The 17091-nt window shown below is 46.7% G+C and carries 14 protein-coding genes; 8 read left to right on the top strand and 6 right to left on the bottom strand.

Features of this window, described 5'->3' with window-relative positions; genetic code table 11:
• Positions 1-26: 26 nt before the first annotated feature.
• Positions 27-878 carry a bile acid:sodium symporter family protein gene (locus I2F54_RS08095; protein WP_195500930.1) on the bottom strand — a complete coding sequence of 284 codons (852 nt, stop codon included), beginning with the start codon at positions 876-878 and terminating at the stop codon, positions 27-29.
• Between the two features lie 185 nt (positions 879-1063).
• Between I2F54_RS08095 and I2F54_RS08100 the strand changes: the two genes are divergently transcribed.
• From I2F54_RS08100 to I2F54_RS08115, 4 genes are all read left to right on the top strand, one after another.
• A complete protein-coding gene (locus tag I2F54_RS08100) occupies positions 1064-1336 on the top strand; it encodes a co-chaperone GroES (RefSeq protein WP_004290132.1) in 273 nt (90 codons plus the stop codon).
• Between the two features lie 43 nt (positions 1337-1379).
• The gene (gene groL / locus I2F54_RS08105; protein WP_009121260.1) at positions 1380-3017 is read left to right on the top strand and encodes a chaperonin GroEL; all 1638 of its coding nucleotides are present in this window, start codon (positions 1380-1382) and stop codon (positions 3015-3017) included.
• A 254-nt stretch (positions 3018-3271) separates the two neighbouring features.
• Entirely contained in the window at positions 3272-3490 is a 219-nt protein-coding gene (locus I2F54_RS08110; protein WP_009121261.1) for a winged helix-turn-helix domain-containing protein, read from the top strand.
• Positions 3491-3645: 155 nt separating this feature from the next.
• On the top strand, positions 3646-4668 hold the full coding sequence (locus I2F54_RS08115; protein ID WP_195500931.1) for a threonine aldolase family protein: 1023 nt from the start codon (positions 3646-3648) through the stop codon (positions 4666-4668).
• Between the two features lie 166 nt (positions 4669-4834).
• On the opposite strand, the gene I2F54_RS08120 is transcribed toward I2F54_RS08115, so the two are convergent.
• Positions 4835-7363 carry a glycoside hydrolase family 9 protein gene (locus tag I2F54_RS08120; RefSeq protein WP_195500932.1) on the bottom strand — a complete coding sequence of 843 codons (2529 nt, stop codon included), beginning with the start codon at positions 7361-7363 and terminating at the stop codon, positions 4835-4837.
• Positions 7364-7673: 310 nt separating this feature from the next.
• Here I2F54_RS08120 and I2F54_RS08125 point away from each other — a divergent pair, with 310 nt between their 5' ends.
• Both I2F54_RS08125 and I2F54_RS08130 read left to right on the top strand, forming a co-directional pair.
• The gene (locus I2F54_RS08125; RefSeq protein WP_195500933.1) at positions 7674-8651 is read left to right on the top strand and encodes a DnaJ C-terminal domain-containing protein; all 978 of its coding nucleotides are present in this window, start codon (positions 7674-7676) and stop codon (positions 8649-8651) included.
• Between the two features lie 15 nt (positions 8652-8666).
• Complete coding sequence (locus I2F54_RS08130) at positions 8667-8963, top strand: chaperone modulator CbpM (protein ID WP_009121266.1); 297 nt, start codon at positions 8667-8669, stop codon at positions 8961-8963.
• Between the two features lie 78 nt (positions 8964-9041).
• Here the strand turns inward: I2F54_RS08130 and I2F54_RS08135 are convergent, their stop codons facing one another.
• The 3 genes from I2F54_RS08135 to I2F54_RS08145 are packed head-to-tail and all read right to left on the bottom strand — an operon-like array spanning position 9042 to position 12673.
• A complete protein-coding gene (locus I2F54_RS08135) occupies positions 9042-10748 on the bottom strand; it encodes an acyl-CoA dehydrogenase family protein (RefSeq protein ID WP_009121267.1) in 1707 nt (568 codons plus the stop codon).
• A gap of 7 nt (positions 10749-10755) precedes the next feature.
• Positions 10756-11775 (bottom strand): electron transfer flavoprotein subunit alpha/FixB family protein, encoded by a 1020-nt coding sequence (locus I2F54_RS08140; RefSeq protein WP_009121268.1) that lies wholly within the window; start codon positions 11773-11775, stop codon positions 10756-10758.
• 4 nt (positions 11776-11779) lie between these two features.
• Entirely contained in the window at positions 11780-12673 is an 894-nt protein-coding gene (locus I2F54_RS08145; protein WP_022217745.1) for an electron transfer flavoprotein subunit beta/FixA family protein, read from the bottom strand.
• A 325-nt stretch (positions 12674-12998) separates the two neighbouring features.
• On the opposite strand from I2F54_RS08145, the gene I2F54_RS08150 reads away from it, so the two are divergent.
• Positions 12999-14759: a 1-deoxy-D-xylulose-5-phosphate synthase gene (locus tag I2F54_RS08150; protein WP_195500934.1), complete on the top strand. Its 1761-nt coding sequence runs from the start codon at positions 12999-13001 to the stop codon at positions 14757-14759.
• Positions 14760-14919: 160 nt separating this feature from the next.
• Here I2F54_RS08150 and I2F54_RS08155 read toward each other — a convergent pair whose 3' ends face one another.
• On the bottom strand, positions 14920-16119 hold the full coding sequence (locus I2F54_RS08155; protein WP_039950535.1) for a C1 family peptidase: 1200 nt from the start codon (positions 16117-16119) through the stop codon (positions 14920-14922).
• 95 nt (positions 16120-16214) lie between these two features.
• On the opposite strand from I2F54_RS08155, the gene I2F54_RS08160 reads away from it, so the two are divergent.
• A complete protein-coding gene (locus I2F54_RS08160) occupies positions 16215-17063 on the top strand; it encodes a patatin-like phospholipase family protein (RefSeq protein WP_195500935.1) in 849 nt (282 codons plus the stop codon).
• Positions 17064-17091 lie beyond the last annotated feature (28 nt).

Genomic DNA, 17091 nt, shown 5'->3' on the forward strand with positions numbered 1-17091 from the left:
ATAGGGATAGTAACTCGGAACAACCGCTATTTCCGCTTTACTATCCCTACATATCCCAGTAAAATAACATTCATCATCAATGCGTAAATAATGGCCGGTATGGCTATTATGCCGTTATTGAAAACAAAGGGGCTGCTTGCTACGGCAATAGCTTGGGCGGCATTCTGCATGCCTATTTCGATGATGAGGGTGCGTTGTTCTTTTTGGTTCAGGCGCATGGATTTAGACAGTAAAACGCCGCCCCCCATTGCAAGCAAAATGAGCACCGAGATGCACAATCCCAATTTACCGAATTGGGTAATGATAGTGGCGTGATGTTGTATGAAGAAAATCGTAGCCAGCAGGATTAATGCGGGAAAGGCGGTTTTAGAAAGAACTTTATGAATGCTTTCGGCTTTTTGCGGACAATATCTTTTTACCAAAACACCTGTAATAATAGGGAGAAGCATCAACAGAAGGTTTTGCACGATGAGGCTTCCGACCGGTAAGTTTATATCGATATTCAGATGGTTTCCGATGAGGTGAGTGGAAAATTCCATGACGACGGGAATTGTAAACAGCGTAATAATGCTGCTGAGCGCAGTCAGCGATACGGATAAGGCTACATCTCCTTTAGCTATCATTGAAAATATATTGGATGAGCTTCCGCCGGGAGAACAGGCAATCAGCATAATTCCTATGAAGAATAAAGGTTCCAACCGGAATGCGTACCCCAACATGAATGCCAGTACCGGCAAGAACAGTATTTGCCCTATCAGTCCGGCGATGATGGGGCGGGGACGTTGGCGGAACAGCTTAAAGTCTTCTATGCGTAATGTAAGCCCCAGTTCGAACATTAATAGTGTCAGAATGGGCAGGACAATCCATATTGCGTTCATAAGGAATTATTTCTTTTTGAGGCTGCAAATATAGCAATTCCTGCTTTATTCTTTGCCATTTTGTCAGCCTTAATCTGCCAAACGAACAGCTTTGCCTTTTGGCACGGTTTTCGTAAGTCCTTTATCGCTTATATAAAGCAATATTACTATTATAATAAATGTATAACATATAAAACAAAAGAACTATGAACATTAAACCATTAGCAGACAGAGTGCTGATACTCCCTGCACCTGCAGAAGAAAAGACAATTGGCGGTATCATTATTCCTGATACGGCAAAAGAAAAACCTTTGAAAGGTGAAGTTATAGCAGTAGGCAACGGAACAAAGGACGAAGAAATGGTGTTGAAGGTTGGTGATACAGTGCTGTATGGCAAGTATGCCGGTACGGAACTGGAAGTTGAAGGAACCAAATACCTCATCATGCGTCAAAGTGACGTACTCGCTGTATTGGGATAATAAATTTATAAAATAGTAAACCTGAAAAAAAAGTAAAGACATTATGGCAAAAGAAATATTATTCAATATCGATGCCCGTGACCAATTAAAGAAAGGTATTGATACACTGGCAAATGCAGTAAAAGTAACTCTCGGCCCTAAAGGTCGTAATGTAATCATCGAAAAGAAATTCGGTGCTCCCCACATCACAAAAGACGGTGTAACGGTTGCCAAAGAAGTGGAATTGGCTGATGCTTATCAGAATACCGGCGCGCAATTGGTTAAGGAAGTCGCTTCTAAGACAGGTGATGACGCAGGTGACGGTACGACTACTGCTACTGTGTTGGCTCAGGCCATTGTAGCCGAAGGCTTGAAGAACGTAACCGCCGGTGCAAGCCCGATGGATATTAAACGCGGTATCGACAAGGCTGTTGCCAAAGTGGTAGAATCTATCAAGAGTCAGTCAGAGAAAGTCGGTGATAACTATGATAAAATCGAACAAGTCGCTTCTGTATCTGCCAACAATGACCCGGTTATCGGTAAATTGATTGCAGATGCTATGCGCAAGGTTTCTAAAGATGGTGTTATCACTATTGAAGAGGCTAAGGGTACGGATACTACTATCGGTGTAGTAGAAGGTATGCAGTTCGATCGCGGTTATCTTTCTGCTTATTTCGTTACCAATACTGAAAAGATGGAATGCGAAATGGAGAAACCGTACATCCTGATTTACGATAAGAAGATTTCTAACCTGAAAGATTTCTTACCTATCCTTGAACCTGCTGTACAAACTGGCCGTCCGCTGTTGGTAATTGCAGAAGATGTAGATAGCGAAGCGTTGACTACACTGGTTGTTAACCGTCTGCGTTCTCAGTTGAAGATATGCGCCGTGAAGGCTCCGGGCTTCGGTGACCGTCGCAAGGAAATGTTGGAAGACATTGCCGTATTGACGGGTGGTGTTGTAATCAGCGAAGAAAAAGGTTTGAAGCTGGAACAGGCTACTATCGAAATGTTGGGTACTGCCGACAAGGTGACTGTTTCTAAAGATAATACGACTATCGTAAACGGTGCCGGTGCAAAAGAAAACATCCAAGAACGTTGTGAGCAGATCAAAGCTCAGATTGCCTCTACTAAGTCAGACTATGACAAAGAAAAGTTGCAGGAACGTCTGGCTAAGTTGTCTGGTGGTGTAGCTGTTCTTTACGTAGGCGCTGCTTCCGAAGTGGAAATGAAAGAGAAGAAAGACCGTGTAGATGATGCTCTTCGTGCTACTCGTGCTGCTATCGAAGAAGGTATCGTTGCCGGTGGCGGTGTAGCTTATATCCGTGCTTTGGACGCTTTGGAAGGTCTGCAAGGAGATAATGCTGACGAAACAACAGGTATCGACATCATCAAGCGTGCTATCGAAGAGCCTTTGCGTCAGATTGTTGCCAATGCTGGTAAGGAAGGTGCCGTTGTGGTACAGAAAGTTCGTGAGGGTAAAGCTGACTTCGGTTACAATGCACGTACAGATGTTTACGAAAACCTGCATGCTGCCGGTGTGGTAGACCCTGCTAAGGTAACCCGTGTAGCTCTTGAAAACGCAGCTTCTATCGCAGGTATGTTCCTGACTACCGAATGTGTAATCGTTGAAAAGAAAGAAGATAAGCCTGAAATGCCGATGGGCGCTCCCGGAATGGGCGGTATGGGCGGAATGATGTAATATCGTTTTCCCTTGATTTCTTAATCATATAGATTGACCGTGATGTCTTTTTGATAGACATTGCGGTCTTTTTTTACCCGCTTGTTTTTACTTATATCGACAAAAACGTGTAAAATTACGAAACTGTTACAAAAGTGATTAATTTCCATATCTTTTGTTTGTTTTCTGTGTTGTTTTAATTGAAAATAATATCTTTATACCCGATAAAGATAACCCAACAACAAACTATTAACCTCTTTAATTGAAAAAGTAAAATGAACAAAAGTGAAATTGGACTGAATGCCGGTAAAGTTTGGCAGTTGTTAAGTGATTACGCTAAATGGAGTTATGGCGCGCTGAAAAGAAAGTCCGGATTGAAAGACAAGGAATTGGGGGCGGCTATCGGTTGGCTTGCCCGTGAAGACAAGATTGTACTTTCCCAGGAAGAAGATGAGCTCTACATTTCATTGGGAGTAAACGTGTATATCGGATAAATAGAAAGCCGATTGAATCAAGCCTTTTTTGAGGTGCGGTTTCGCAAAACGGAAAGATTACCGTGGATTGTGAAATCTGCACCTCTTTGTTTTTTCATGTTGGGGAAATATTGTTTCCTTTGCATATTCTTTTAATACTGATAATAGAAACGACTATGAGAAGTTTTGCTTCAGATAATAATTCGGGTGTGCATCCTTTGGTGATGGAAGCCTTGAACCAGGCTAATCAAGACCACGCAGTAGGTTATGGTGATGATGCTTGGACAGAAGAAGCTGTTCGGAAAATCAGAGAGGCCTTTACTCCCGATTGCGAACCGCTGTTTGTATTCAATGGAACCGGTAGTAATGCTGTTGCCCTGCAGTTGTGTACACGTTCCTATAATTCGATTATATGTGCGGAAACTGCGCATATTTATGTAGACGAGTGTGGTTCTCCGGCCCGCATGACAGGCTGTCAGATACGTCCGGTCGCCACTCCCGACGGAAAGCTGACTCCGGAGCTGGTACGTCCTTATCTTTGTCATTTTGGCGAGCAGCATCATTCACAGCCGGGAGCTTTCTATATCTCACAATGTACGGAACTGGGGACTATCTATCAACCCGATGAGCTCCGTGCGTTAACGGAGTTGGCGCATCGGTACGGTATGTACGTTCATATGGATGGCGCTCGTCTGGCAAATGCGTGTGCGGCTCTTAATCTTAGCTTTAAGGAACTGACGGCGGATTGTGGTATCGATATTCTGAGCTTTGGTGGAACGAAGAACGGGCTGATGCTTGGAGAAAGCGTAATTATCTTTAATCCGGCTTTGAAGAAAGAAGCTTATTTTGTACGTAAGCAGTCGGCACAGCTTGCATCGAAACTCCGTTATTTGTCTTGCCAGTTTACTGCTTACCTGACCGATGACCTTTGGCTGAAGAATGCTTTACATGCCAATCGAATGGCGGAGCTTTTATATACCGGATTGAAAGAGTTGCCTGAAGTGCGTTTTACGCAGAAAATGGAAAGTAACCAATTGTTTTTGACAATGCCTCGTCCGGTAATTGATAGCTTGTTGGAGGACTATTTTTTCTATTTCTGGAATGAAGAAGATAATGAGATACGTTTCGTCACTTCTTTTGATACTACGGAACAGGATATAGAAGAATTGTTGCGAGCCATTAGAAGTTATTGCCATTAACCGGTATTCATCTTTTGTCATGTAAAAAGCCCCTGAGCCTTCTCAGGCAAGGGGCTTGACTTGAAACTTTCTCTCTCTTGGGGGCGAGGAGAAAGTTTGCTGAAAACAATGCGATTAGACTTTACCTTAAATACCTTTGTTTGATAACCTTTTAACTAACCTTTTTTTATAATGTTGAATCTGTTTTAGTGCCAATAGCCTCGAGTACAGGCGCAAAAGTATAACCTTTACGTTTCAGCGTTTTTATCAGTTTATCCAAATAACCATTGTAGAATTTATCGGTACGACGGTCGTCTGTTCCGAAATGTATCAGCATTAAATGTCCGTTCAGCCCTTCTTTCTTTTCTACTTCCATTATTTTGTTGTAGATGAATTTGCTGCTCCGGTACTTCTGCCCCATGTTCGGGGTAGTATAATCTGCATTACTCATAGTACCGGGAGTATAGTTAATAACCTGTATTCCCATGCTTTTTGCCCAAGCGGCTATTTCCTTGTTGTAATATTCATAAGGCGGGATATATATAGGGGCATCTTTATATTCGATACCTGCCTTACGCATGGTTTCATAGCTTTGCATCATATCTTTTTCAAATTCCTCACGGGTCACCAATAGGGAATCTCGCTTTTCCCAGGGCATATAGAGCAAATGTCCGTAACTATGGCTGCCCACCAGATGCCCTTCGTTGAGCAGGCGTTTTACAACTTCGGGGTAAAGCTTGTAAAATTCACCGGTAAAGAAGAAACCGCCTTTGATGCCGTGTCTTTTCAAAGTGCTGATAATGGCGTCGGCGCCGTCTGCCTTGTCGGCTGCTGTGAATACGAGGCTGATTTGTTTTTTAGAGGGGTCGGTACGCACGATACCGCCATTGACGTATACATTCTTGTCTGCCGATATATTGGCTTGCTTCATTCCTTCTTTCTGCATGGCGGAGAGATAATAGGTGAGGCAGGCGGTTCCGTCCATGGTAGGTTCGTTGGTGGAATAATCATGGATTGCATCGTGATATACCATCAAGTCCGGTTGAAAGCGTTCGTAATCTTGGCCGGGCGTACCGGGAATACCGGTCATGTTAACTCCCCGCAGGCTCTCGAATATACTGCGGTATACAGGGCCGTCTACCAGTCCGCCTGTCGTATTGCCTACGCCTGCATTGAGCAGAGAAGAGTGGGGCTGTGAAGGATAATCACCGTAAAGCGGTAATTCTACAATCATACTTGTTCCCCACGGATTACACCCGAAAAGCCAGTCGCGGAGAGCGGCTTCCATTTCGGCATAAGTCTCGTCACCGGTTGTCTCACGATACAGACGGCATTGTGTCAACATGGCGGTAGTCAGGTTGTTGGAACACCAAATGTAGGGAATGCCGTGCAGGAAAGGGTTCTCAACAGCTTTTTCGTATGTACGCTCAATGCCGGTACGCATATTGCGGGTGAATTCTTTGCTGATACGCTGATTATCCACGGTAGCCAGATGGTAGTGTCCCATATTCATAAACGGATACCATTGATAATGGCGGGCGCTGTCGGCGCCCATCCACGGAGTGACAGGCTCGCGGCGTCCGTATTCGAGGGCTTGCGACAGATATTTGGGATTACCGGTAGCTTTGTACAGCTCCATGGCTCCGAGTTCCATGTCGTCTACCCAGTTGTCTTCTTCGTAGATGTAGGGTGATTTTACGGAAGCGGTCTGACATGCTCCGGGCTTCTTTACGCCTTCTTGATAAGCAGCGTCGGCTTTTCCGCCGATTTCGGCGGAAAATTCAGGATAGAAGTCTTTCAGTATCTTGGCTCCCAGGGCAAAGCAAGAAGCAAATTTACCGGCTGTGCTGGCTACGCCTGTGGTGGCATTTATAAATTGTCCGCGCACTTGAGGCTCGCCGCTGCAGAAATAAACAGGACGGCCTTTGCCCGGTCCGTATCCATAGTCTACCTCGTCTTTATTGGGTAGGCGCATACCGGCATGGTCGCGGTCGTCGGCTATTTGGTTGTACAGTTCACCCGGAGCAGGATTCATGCGATTCAGCCAGTCCAGCCCCCATTTTATCTCATCCACTATATCGGGGATACCATTTGCACCCGGCAGTCCGTCTGCATTGTAGGCGTCGCCAAATGCTTCGGGGTTTTCTTGATAGGCAAACATCATTTGGTATATGGCGTTGGCAGAGGTTGTAGTATATTGCAGATAATCGGTTGCGTCATGCCAGCCGCCGCGGACATCAATGTGTTGTCCGGTTTTTGTGGGATGGTACACTATATAACCGTCGTGCACGTGGCAACTGTCTTTTAGGAACGGATTGTAACCGCAGCGTTGTTGGCGCATGTAGTTCAGCAGGAAGTCGGCCGTACCGTTATATACTTGCGCATTGATAGGAAAGCGTGGAGAAACGGCTTTTCCCGCTTTCAGATAGTAGGTACCCGGTTCTTGAAAATTGCTGAAATCCAATCGGTAGGTACTGTTCATACCACCTAATTTTCCGGTAGCTTTGGGTGAAGTAAAAATATGTACTGTCTTTCCGGTAAAAGCGTCAACCAATGCGTATTCTTTTACGTCGGTATCCGCTTCACTCATAAATACCGCTACTTTAATAGATTGCGGCAGATAGCCAAGTTGGTTAATCCTGATCCACTCGTCTGCCTTGCACGGAAGTGCGGCAATTGCAAAAATTAGTGTTAAGAGCCAATAATAAGTTTTCATAAGGGGTTTTATTTTATTTAAGGTTGGGGAATTGTGTAAAAACAGATTTTATCCCAATACAAATAAAGTGGTTTCTATCAATTTTAGGAAGATTTAGAATAAATAATTAGATGATATTATGTGTCATTTACAAAATTTTAGAATAAATAAAGTGTGAAGGGAGTGTGTGAGCAATAATAAATTATTGTTTATCATTTACTTATATGTGTATGAAATGATTTTTAATTTTCGTTTACGCATTTTAGTTTCTAAAAAACAATGTTGGTGTGTTATTTGTTCTATCCATTTTAGAATACAAAACTTATAAACTATGGCTTATATTGATTATTATCAAGTCCTTGGAGTAGACAAAACGGCATCTCAGGATGACATCAAGAAAGCGTTCCGTAAGTTGGCGCGCAAGTATCATCCCGACTTGAATCCGAATGATGCTACTGCCAAAGACAAGTTCCAGGCTATCAACGAGGCCAATGAAGTGCTTAGTGATCCTGAGAAAAGAAAGAAATATGATGAATATGGTGAACATTGGAAGCACGCCGATGAATTTGAAGCTCAGAAGCGGGCACGGCAGCAGGCCGGTGCAGGAGGTTTCGGTGGCTTCGGCGGTACGGGCTTCGGTGGTCAAGGCGGTGCCGGTTTCGGTACGGACGGGGGCGGTACATACTGGTACTCTTCCGATGGACAGGAGTTTTCCGGGAGTAGTGCAGACGGCTTTTCAGACTTCTTTGAACAGATGTTCGGACACCGTACACGTGGTGGAGGCGGAGCAAATGCCGGCTTTCGCGGGCAGGACTTCCATGCCGATTTAAATCTGTCGCTTCGGGATGCCGCCCAAACCCATAAGCAGATATTGACGGTGAACGGCAAGAATGTCCGTATCACCATTCCTGCCGGTGTGGCGAACGGGCAAGTCATTAAACTGAAAGGCTATGGCGGTGAGGGCATCAACGGTGGACCGGCGGGCGACCTGTACATTACTTTCGTGATAGCGGACGACCCTGCATTCAAACGCTTGGGTGATGACTTGTATGTAGATGTGGATATCGACCTCTATACGGCACTCCTGGGTGGTGAAAAGTTGGTAGATACATTGGAAGGTCAGGTGAAACTGAAAGTCAAGCCCGAAACGCAGAACGGAACGAAAGTCCGTCTGAAAGGAAAGGGCTTTCCGGTATACAAGAAAGAAGGTCAGTTCGGTGACTTGATTGTGACTTATTCCGTAAAGTTACCGACGAATCTGACGGAGCAGCAGAAAGAAATGTTCCATAAAATTCAAAGTATGAACTAAAAAGGAGAACGAGTTATGCAGAACGAATTAATTATAATCAGTGAGTATTGCGACAAGTGTCACATAGAACCCTCGTTCATTGAGATGTTGCAGGAAGGCGGTTTGATAGATATTTTGACGGAAGGCGGGGAACGTTGTCTGCAGTTTTCCCAACTGCCTGATGTAGAGCGTTACAGCCGTATGTATTACGACTTGTCTATCAACATCGAAGGTATTGATGCCATTCATCATTTGTTGGAACGTATGGAAAGTATGCAGCAGGAGATTTATTCATTGCACAATAAGCTGAGGCTGTTGGGAGGTTTGGACTGACGCCTGCGGCAGCGGTACAAAAAAACGTTCCATCCTGTATCAACGGGGTGGAACGTTCTTATATAAGGGTTAAGACGCTTACTTGCGATAGCTTTCCAACTCTTCAGCCTTAAACTTGCGGATAAAGTTGAAATGCTTCTCTATTTCAGACTCAGCATAGTTTACGTATACCAGTGCCGACTTGGCGAACAATTCAGGAGCTTTTGTAGCATCCTGAATCAGCAAGTGGGACATTACGCATACGGCAGCCATTTCGTAAAGACGACGGGCCACGAAATCAAGCAATTCCTGGTCGCCGCTTTCCTTAACGGCATTGGTACAAGCCTCGAGCTTGTTCGTCATTTCTTTAACGCGATCCAACAGCGGTTGCATGTCTTCGCTACACGGAATCAGTTCATAGTCGCGCAGGGTGGCGGCATAGGAACCGTTGGTGACGTAGCGGATAGCGGCTACCGTCTGCAACTGCGTAGTACCTTCGTAGATGCTGGTGATACGTGCGTCACGATAAATGCGCTGACAAGCATATTCCAGCATGAAACCGGAACCGCCGTGAATTTGGATGCTGTCGTAAGCGTTCTGGTTGGCATATTCGGAGTTCATACCTTTGGCCAGCGGAGTGAAAGAATCGGCCAATTTGGCATATTTCTTTTGTTCCTGACGTTCTTCCGGGGTCAGTTTGCGTTCGCGGGCGATATCGTCCAATGCCTTGTAGATGTCTACGTAGCGTGAAGTTTGGTACAACAAAGCGCGGCCTGCATCCAATTTGGCTTTCATGATAGCCAGCATATCGTATACGGCGGGGAACTCGATGATAGCTTTACCGAATTGTTTACGGTCTTTGGCATAAGCCAGACCTTCGTTGTAGGCGGCTTGTGACAAACCTACGGACTGGGCGGCGATACCCAGGCGGGCGCCGTTCATCAATGCCATTACGTATTTAATCAAACCGAGTTTGCGGTCGCCGCAGAGTTCGCACTTCGCATTCTTATAGACCAGTTCGCAGGTAGGAGAACCGTGAATACCCAACTTGTTTTCGATGCGGCGAACGTTTACGCCGCCGTCGCGCTTGTCGTAGATGAACATGGACAGGCCGCGGCCGTCTTTTGTTCCCTCTTCCGAACGTGCCAGCACGAGGTGCAGGTCGGCATCACCGTTAGTGATGAAACGCTTCACGCCGTTCAGACGCCAACAGTTGTTTGCCTCGTCATAAGTAGCTTTCAGCATTACGCTTTGGAGGTCGGAACCGGCATCCGGTTCGGTCAGGTCCATTGACATGGTTTCGCCGGCGCAGATGCGGGGGATGAAACGGCTGTGCTGGTCTTCGTTACCGAACTCGTAAAGAGTTTCGATACAGTCTTGCAAAGACCAGATGTTGCCGAAACCGGCATCGGCGGCAGCTACGATTTCCGCGCACATGGTGTACGGGGTAATCGGGAAGTTCAGCCCGCCGAAACGACGCGGCATGGTCATGCCGTTGAGGCCGGCTTTCACCATAGCGTCGAGATTCTGTTTGGTACCGCTGGCATACTCCACACGGCCGTTGGCGCAATGAGGACCTTCTTCGTCCACGCCTTCGGCATTGGGAGCGATAATCTCACCCGTAATCTCACCGGTGATTTCGAGTACCTTGTCGTATGAGTCGATGGCGTCCGCATAGTCCTGCGGGGCATAATCGAACTTGTCTTTATCTTCGTAGCCGCGTTCTTTCAGTTCGCAGATACGCTGCATCATCGGATTGTTCAAGTGATACTTGAGTTCCGGAATATCTGTATAAAAATTAGCCATGGTTTTCTTACTTACTATTCTGTTTGTAATACTTAATCATCTTCGGGATAACCTCTTCTACCGTACCGTTGATTACATAATCGGCAATGGTGTTGATAGGAGCGTTTTCGTCGTTGTTGACGGAGATGATGATACCGCTCTCTTGCATTCCGGCGATGTGCTGGATTTGTCCGCTGATGCCGCAAGCGATGTAGAGTTTCGGACGGACGGTAACACCGGTCTGACCAATCTGACGGTCATGGTCGGCATAGCCTGCATCGACGGCGGCGCGGCTGGCGCCTACTTCGGCGTGAAGTTCCTTAGCCAGTTCAAACAGCATATCGAAGTTCTCGCGGCTGCCCATGCCGTAACCGCCGGCTATAACGATGGGGGCGCCTTTCAGATTGTGTTTGGCTTTTTCTACGTGGCGGTCGATAACCTTCACTACATAGTCCGTTTCGGGGACATACTTGGCAACGTCGTGACGGATAATTTCACCCTTGTAGTTGGCATCCAGAATCTCTTTCTTCATCACGCCCTCGCGTACGGTCGCCATTTGCGGGCGGTGTTCGGGGTTCACAATCGTTGCTACGATGTTACCGCCGAATGCGGGACGGATTTGGTACAACAGATTTTCGTAGGTCTTGCCCTCTTTCTTGTCTTCATGGTTGCCGATTTCGAGTGAAGTACAGTCGGCGGTCAGTCCGCTGGTCAGTGCGGAAGACACGCGGGGACCGAGGTCACGGCCGATAACGGTTGCTCCCATCAGGCAGATTTGCGGTTGTTCTTCTTTGAACAGGTTGATGAGGACGGAAGAGTGGGGAAGGGAAGTGTATGGGAACAAGCCCGGAGCGTCGAATACGTGTAGTTTGTCAACGCCGAAGGGCAATACTTGCTTTTCAATGCCTGCCAAATTGTTTCCGGCGGCAACAGCTTCCAGCTGGCAGCCCAACTGATTAGCCAGTTTACGACCTTTGGTCAGGAGTTCGAGACTGACATCGGCAACCGTAGTGCCTTCTATCTCTAAATATACAAATACATTATTCATAATCTTATCCTATCGTGTGGTTAGCTAACAGTTCAACAATCAAATCTTCTACATCCTGGTCGCTGCCTGTCAGTGTCTTGCTTTCTTTGGCTTGGAATGAAATGTTCTGAATGGTTTTCACCTTTGTAGGCGAACCGCTCAGACCGCATTGTACGAGGTCGCCGTTTACGTCGGCTACACTCCACTCGGTGATGTTCAGATAAGGATATTTCTCATAAAGGGCTGCGTACGGCAGTTCTGCGCCTTCTTTTTCAATGGCGGCTTTCTCCTGTGCACCGAGAGCGCGTTTGTATTTCTGTACCAGTTTGGCATTGCGCGGACGGCAGGGAGCGGCACTTCCGTTGACGGTGATAACGATGGGTAACGGACCTTCTACCGTCTCCACACCACCGTCGATATGACGTTTTACGGTAATCTTCTTGGCGGCCTTGTCTACATTCAGAATCTCTTCTGCATAAGTAACCTGCGTCAATCCCAATTTTTCCGCTACCTGCGGACCTACTTGAGCCGTATCACCGTCGATGGCTTGGCGGCCACCGATGATGATGTCGCAATCGCCAATCTTCTTGATGGCGGTGGCAAGGGCATAGGAAGTAGCCAGTGTATCAGCTCCGGCAAAAGCGCGGTCGGTCAGCAGATAACCGTTGTCAGCGCCACGGTAAAGTCCTTCACGAATAACTTCGGCTGCGCGTCCCGGTCCCATAGTCAGGATGGTTACGGTGGAGCCCGGATGTTCATCTTTCAAACGGAGAGCTTGCTCAAGGGCATTCAGGTCTTCGGGGTTGAAGATGGCAGGGAGTGCCGCGCGGTTAATGGTTCCGTCGGCTTTCATGGCATCTTTCCCAACGTTACGCGTGTCGGGAACTTGTTTTGCCAATACAACAATTTTCAAACTCATGCTATTAATAATTAGTATTAGTATTTCTACATGTCAGTGCCGGGAATAGGAGTAGTAGAGTCCTGCTACTGAAATTATCCGGTTAACTATCAGCGTGCAAATTTACGCAAAGAGTTGGGTTTGACAAGAAAACAAAGTAAAAAATGCACATCCGAGAAGATTTTGAGCAAAAACGCAAAACGTAAAAATGGTAATTCAAACCGTAATTCGTCTACTTCCCGAATGTTTCTTCCGTTGTATTTTTGCAGCGTTGAATATATCAGGAAATATTTCTGATACCAGATAATCAAGAATAATTTTGAATCAATATATTTTAATAAAAGCTATGTATATAGAAAAGATTAACGGGCCTGCCGACGTGAAACGGCTTTCGGCGGGCGAACTGGAAACATTGAGTGAAGAAGTGCGCAGCGTATTGCTGAAAAAGCTGAGCGAACATGGCGGTCATGTAGGGCCGAACCTGGGTATGGTAGAGGCTACCATTGCCTTGCATTACGTATTCAATTCACCGATAGATAAGATTGTCTACGACGTTTCCCACCAAAGCTATACGCACAAGATATTGACGGGGCGTAAGGCGGCATTTATGAACGCTGCCGAGTATGATGAAGTGTCGGGCTACACCGAACCGTCGGAAAGCGAACACGACTTCTTCGTCATCGGACATACGTCGACTTCCGTCAGCCTTGCCACCGGACTGGCCAAAGCGCGTGATTTGAAAGGTGATACGGGCAATGTGATAGCCGTAATCGGTGACGGCTCTTTAAGCGGCGGCGAGGCTTTCGAAGGATTGAACAATGCGGCCGAATTAGGTACGAACTTCATCGTGATTGTGAACGATAACCAAATGTCCATTGCCGAAAACCATGGCGGACTGTATCGTAACCTGCAACTGTTGCGTGATACCGACGGACAGGCGCCTTGCAATTTCTTTACTGCTATGGGATTGGACTATCTGTACGTAAAAGACGGTAATGATGTGCAGGCATTGATAAGCGCTTTCCAAAAAGTGAAAGATATCGATCATCCGGTTGTGGTGCACATCAATACCCTTAAAGGTAAAGGCTACCGTCTTGCCGAGCAGCAGCAAGAACGTTTCCATTACAGTATTCCGTTTAGTTTGGAAACGGGTAACCCGTCGGTTGACTTCGGTAATGAAGAAGATTATGGCGACCTTACGGCACGTTACCTGCTGCAAGAGATGAAGCGAGACCGTACCATTGTCGGTATCACAGCGGGTACACCCACTGTTTTCGGCTTTACGGCGGAGCGTCGCGAAGAGGCGGGACGTCAGTTTGTTGATGTGGGCATTGCCGAGGAACATGCCGTTGCCATGGCTTCTGCCATTGCTGCCGGTGGTGGAAAGCCTGTCTTCGGTGTATACAGTACTTTCATCCAGCGTGCCTACGACCAGTTGTCGCAAGACCTGTGTATTAATAACAATCCGGCATTGATTCTCGTCTTTTGGGGCGGAGCGTCGAGCATGAATGATGTCACTCACCTTTGTCTCTTTGATATTCCGGTCATCGGCAATATTCCGAATATGGTCTATCTGGCTCCAACCTGCCGTGAGGAGTATCTGGCTATGTTGGAGTGGGGCATTCACCAGACGGAGTATCCGGTGGCCGTCCGTGTTCCCGCCAACGGGGTTATTTCACGCGGCATCGAGCCGGAAAAGGATTATGGCAAGCTGCTGAACCGCTATGAAGTGTCGCGCCGTGGCGAAAAGGTTGCCGTTCTCGGACTTGGTTCTTTCTATCAATTGGGTGAGGAAGTAGTCAGGAAGCTGAAAGAGGACACCGGAATCGATGCAACGCTTGTCAACCCTCGTTTCATTACGGGTGTGGACGAAGAACTGCTCGAAGACTTGAAGTGCGATCATACATTGGTGGTTACTCTGGAAGACGGTGTGCTCGATGGCGGCTTTGGAGAGAAGATTGCCCGTTACTATGCTTCGTCGGATATGAAAGTCTTGAATTATGGTATCAAGAAAGAGTTTGCAGACCGCTATGACATAAGCGAGTTGTTGCGGGATAACCGTTTGACAGCGCCGCAGATAGCGGATGATATAAAGAGGGTAAGATGAGAAAAAGCGGAGATAAGCTTTGGCAAAATAAACTCCCGGTTTAATGGGGATAAATTAAGAGTTTAATAGCAATAAACAGGCAGTTTATTGCTATTAAACTCTTAATTTGTTTTGGGTAAACGATAGTAAACTATACGTGTCTCGATTGTCGGTCTTCAGGTTACTTGATACCCAGCTTCTTGGCAATGTCTTTGGGCAGTGCATCCTTATGAACGATGATGTTCATCGTTTTGTAGCGCACGAACGCTTTGGAAGCATACCACAAACCTTTGTATGTGCCGGCTTGTCCCCAAGAATTCTTTACCATATAATATTCGTTGCCCTCTTGGTCTTTGGCGATACCGTAAATCAGCATACCGTGGTCATCGGTCGTTTCCCAGTTGTCGTATGCCAACTGACGTTCTTCCTGTGTGCACCATTTTTGCGGTTGCGGCTTGCTGTTCAGTTTCTTTTCCTCGGGTTTCATCTTCAGCCAGTGCGCCATGTCGGAACCGCTTAACTCTTGAACTTTTTCAGCATCAGGCATAACGGCCACACCGTCGCGTGTGAAACCCTGTTCGCTTACGTCGCTGCCCCAAGCGATGGTGTAACCCTTGTTGATGGCATTGTCGAATACTTGCATCAGCTCGTCGATAGGCAGGTTGTAGGAAGAAGCCCAGCGCCAGTTGTCTTGGATTTCCAGAACGAACGGCTGGTAGAACGGGTGGTGAGTATAGGAAGTGAGTGAGATGTAATCATCAGCATTCAAGCCTGTGGATTCGTAAAAGGACTTCGGGGTATACTCCTTGCCTTTGTAGGTGAACTTTTCGGGACGTTCGCCCAAATAGATGTCGTGTATGGAAGCGATGGCTTTCTTCCAAAGCAGGTTGTTGTCTTTGTCGGCCTGCAATTTGCGGTGATTTCCTTTGGCGATGGCTGCCACTACGGCATCGGATACGGCTGTCAGCTCGTTATGATTGCTCAGCGTATCACCGTACATCACTCCCGGACGCATTTCTTCTTCGGGCACCAGGCCGAATGTTTTCATACCGTATATCACATCGTAGAACGAACCGCCTTGCGAGAAAGATATATCGCCGTGTGTGCGTACTGCTTTGTCGGCACGGTCTAAGTAAGTGTTGTGCACGATAAACATTTCTGACAGGTCGTACTCGCCCTTGCCCATACGGAGCAACTCGGATTCGATGAACGCCAGTCCGGAATAGCACCAGCATGTGCCGGCACGGTTTTGGTTCTTGATGGATGTAATCGGGTTTTCTTTTACGGTAGTAAAGACGAATCCCTCTTCTTTCGGGGTGTCCTGTGCCATTGTATTCAGACTGAACAGTCCTAAGGCAGCGATCAGTATAGACTTTTTCATCATGATTAAATTGTTATTAATTTATAGTTGTAGCCGCAAATATAGGTAGAATATCGTAAACAAAAGCTATCTTTGGCACGTTAATTCTGACACTTATGGAGAAAATAGTACGTATGGACAATCAAAGCGGCCTGGTTCTTGAGGGTGGCGGCATGCGCGGCGTCTTTACTTGCGGCGTGTTGGATAATTTTATGGACCGGGGTATCCGCTTTCCTTATACGATTGGCGTCAGTGCAGGCGCATGTAATGGACTGTCGTATATGTCGGGGCAGAGGGGACGTGCCAAGTATAGCAATATAGACCTGTTGGAGAAATATAATTATATCGGACTGAAGTATCTGCTGAAAAAGCGCAATATCATGGATTTCGACTTGCTGTTCAGGGAATTTCCCGAACATATCCTGCCGTACGATTATGATGCGTATTTCCGTTGCCCGGAACGTTTTGTCATGGTAACGACCAACTGCCTGACGGGGGAAGCCAATTACTTTGAGGAAAAACGGAATAAGGAACGGGTCATTGATATTGTCCGCGCTTCGAGCAGCCTGCCTTTTGTTTGCCCCATTACCTATGTGGATGATATCCCGATGCTGGATGGCGGCATTGTGGACAGTATTCCTTTGATGCGCGCCCGCTGGGACGGTTACGACCGCAATGTAGTGGTGCTGACACGTAACCGGGGCTACCGTAAGGATATTCAAGGGACTAAAGTTCCGCCTTTTATTTATAAGAAATATCCTCATTTGCGTGAGGCAATCAATCGGCGCAGCAGTGTCTACAATGAGCAGCTGGAATTGGTGGAACGACTGGAAGATGCGGGGGAGATTACCGTTATACGCCCGCAAAAGCCGATAGTGGTAGACCGCATCGAAAGAGATATAAACAAACTGACTGCTCTTTATGAAGAGGGATATGCGTGTGCGGCAACTTTCCGGTTTGAGTAAGCTGTTAACTAAGGTATAAATTTGCCGG

The sequence above is a fragment of the Bacteroides clarus genome (genome assembly GCF_015555825.1).
Taxonomy (GTDB): domain Bacteria; phylum Bacteroidota; class Bacteroidia; order Bacteroidales; family Bacteroidaceae; genus Bacteroides; species Bacteroides clarus.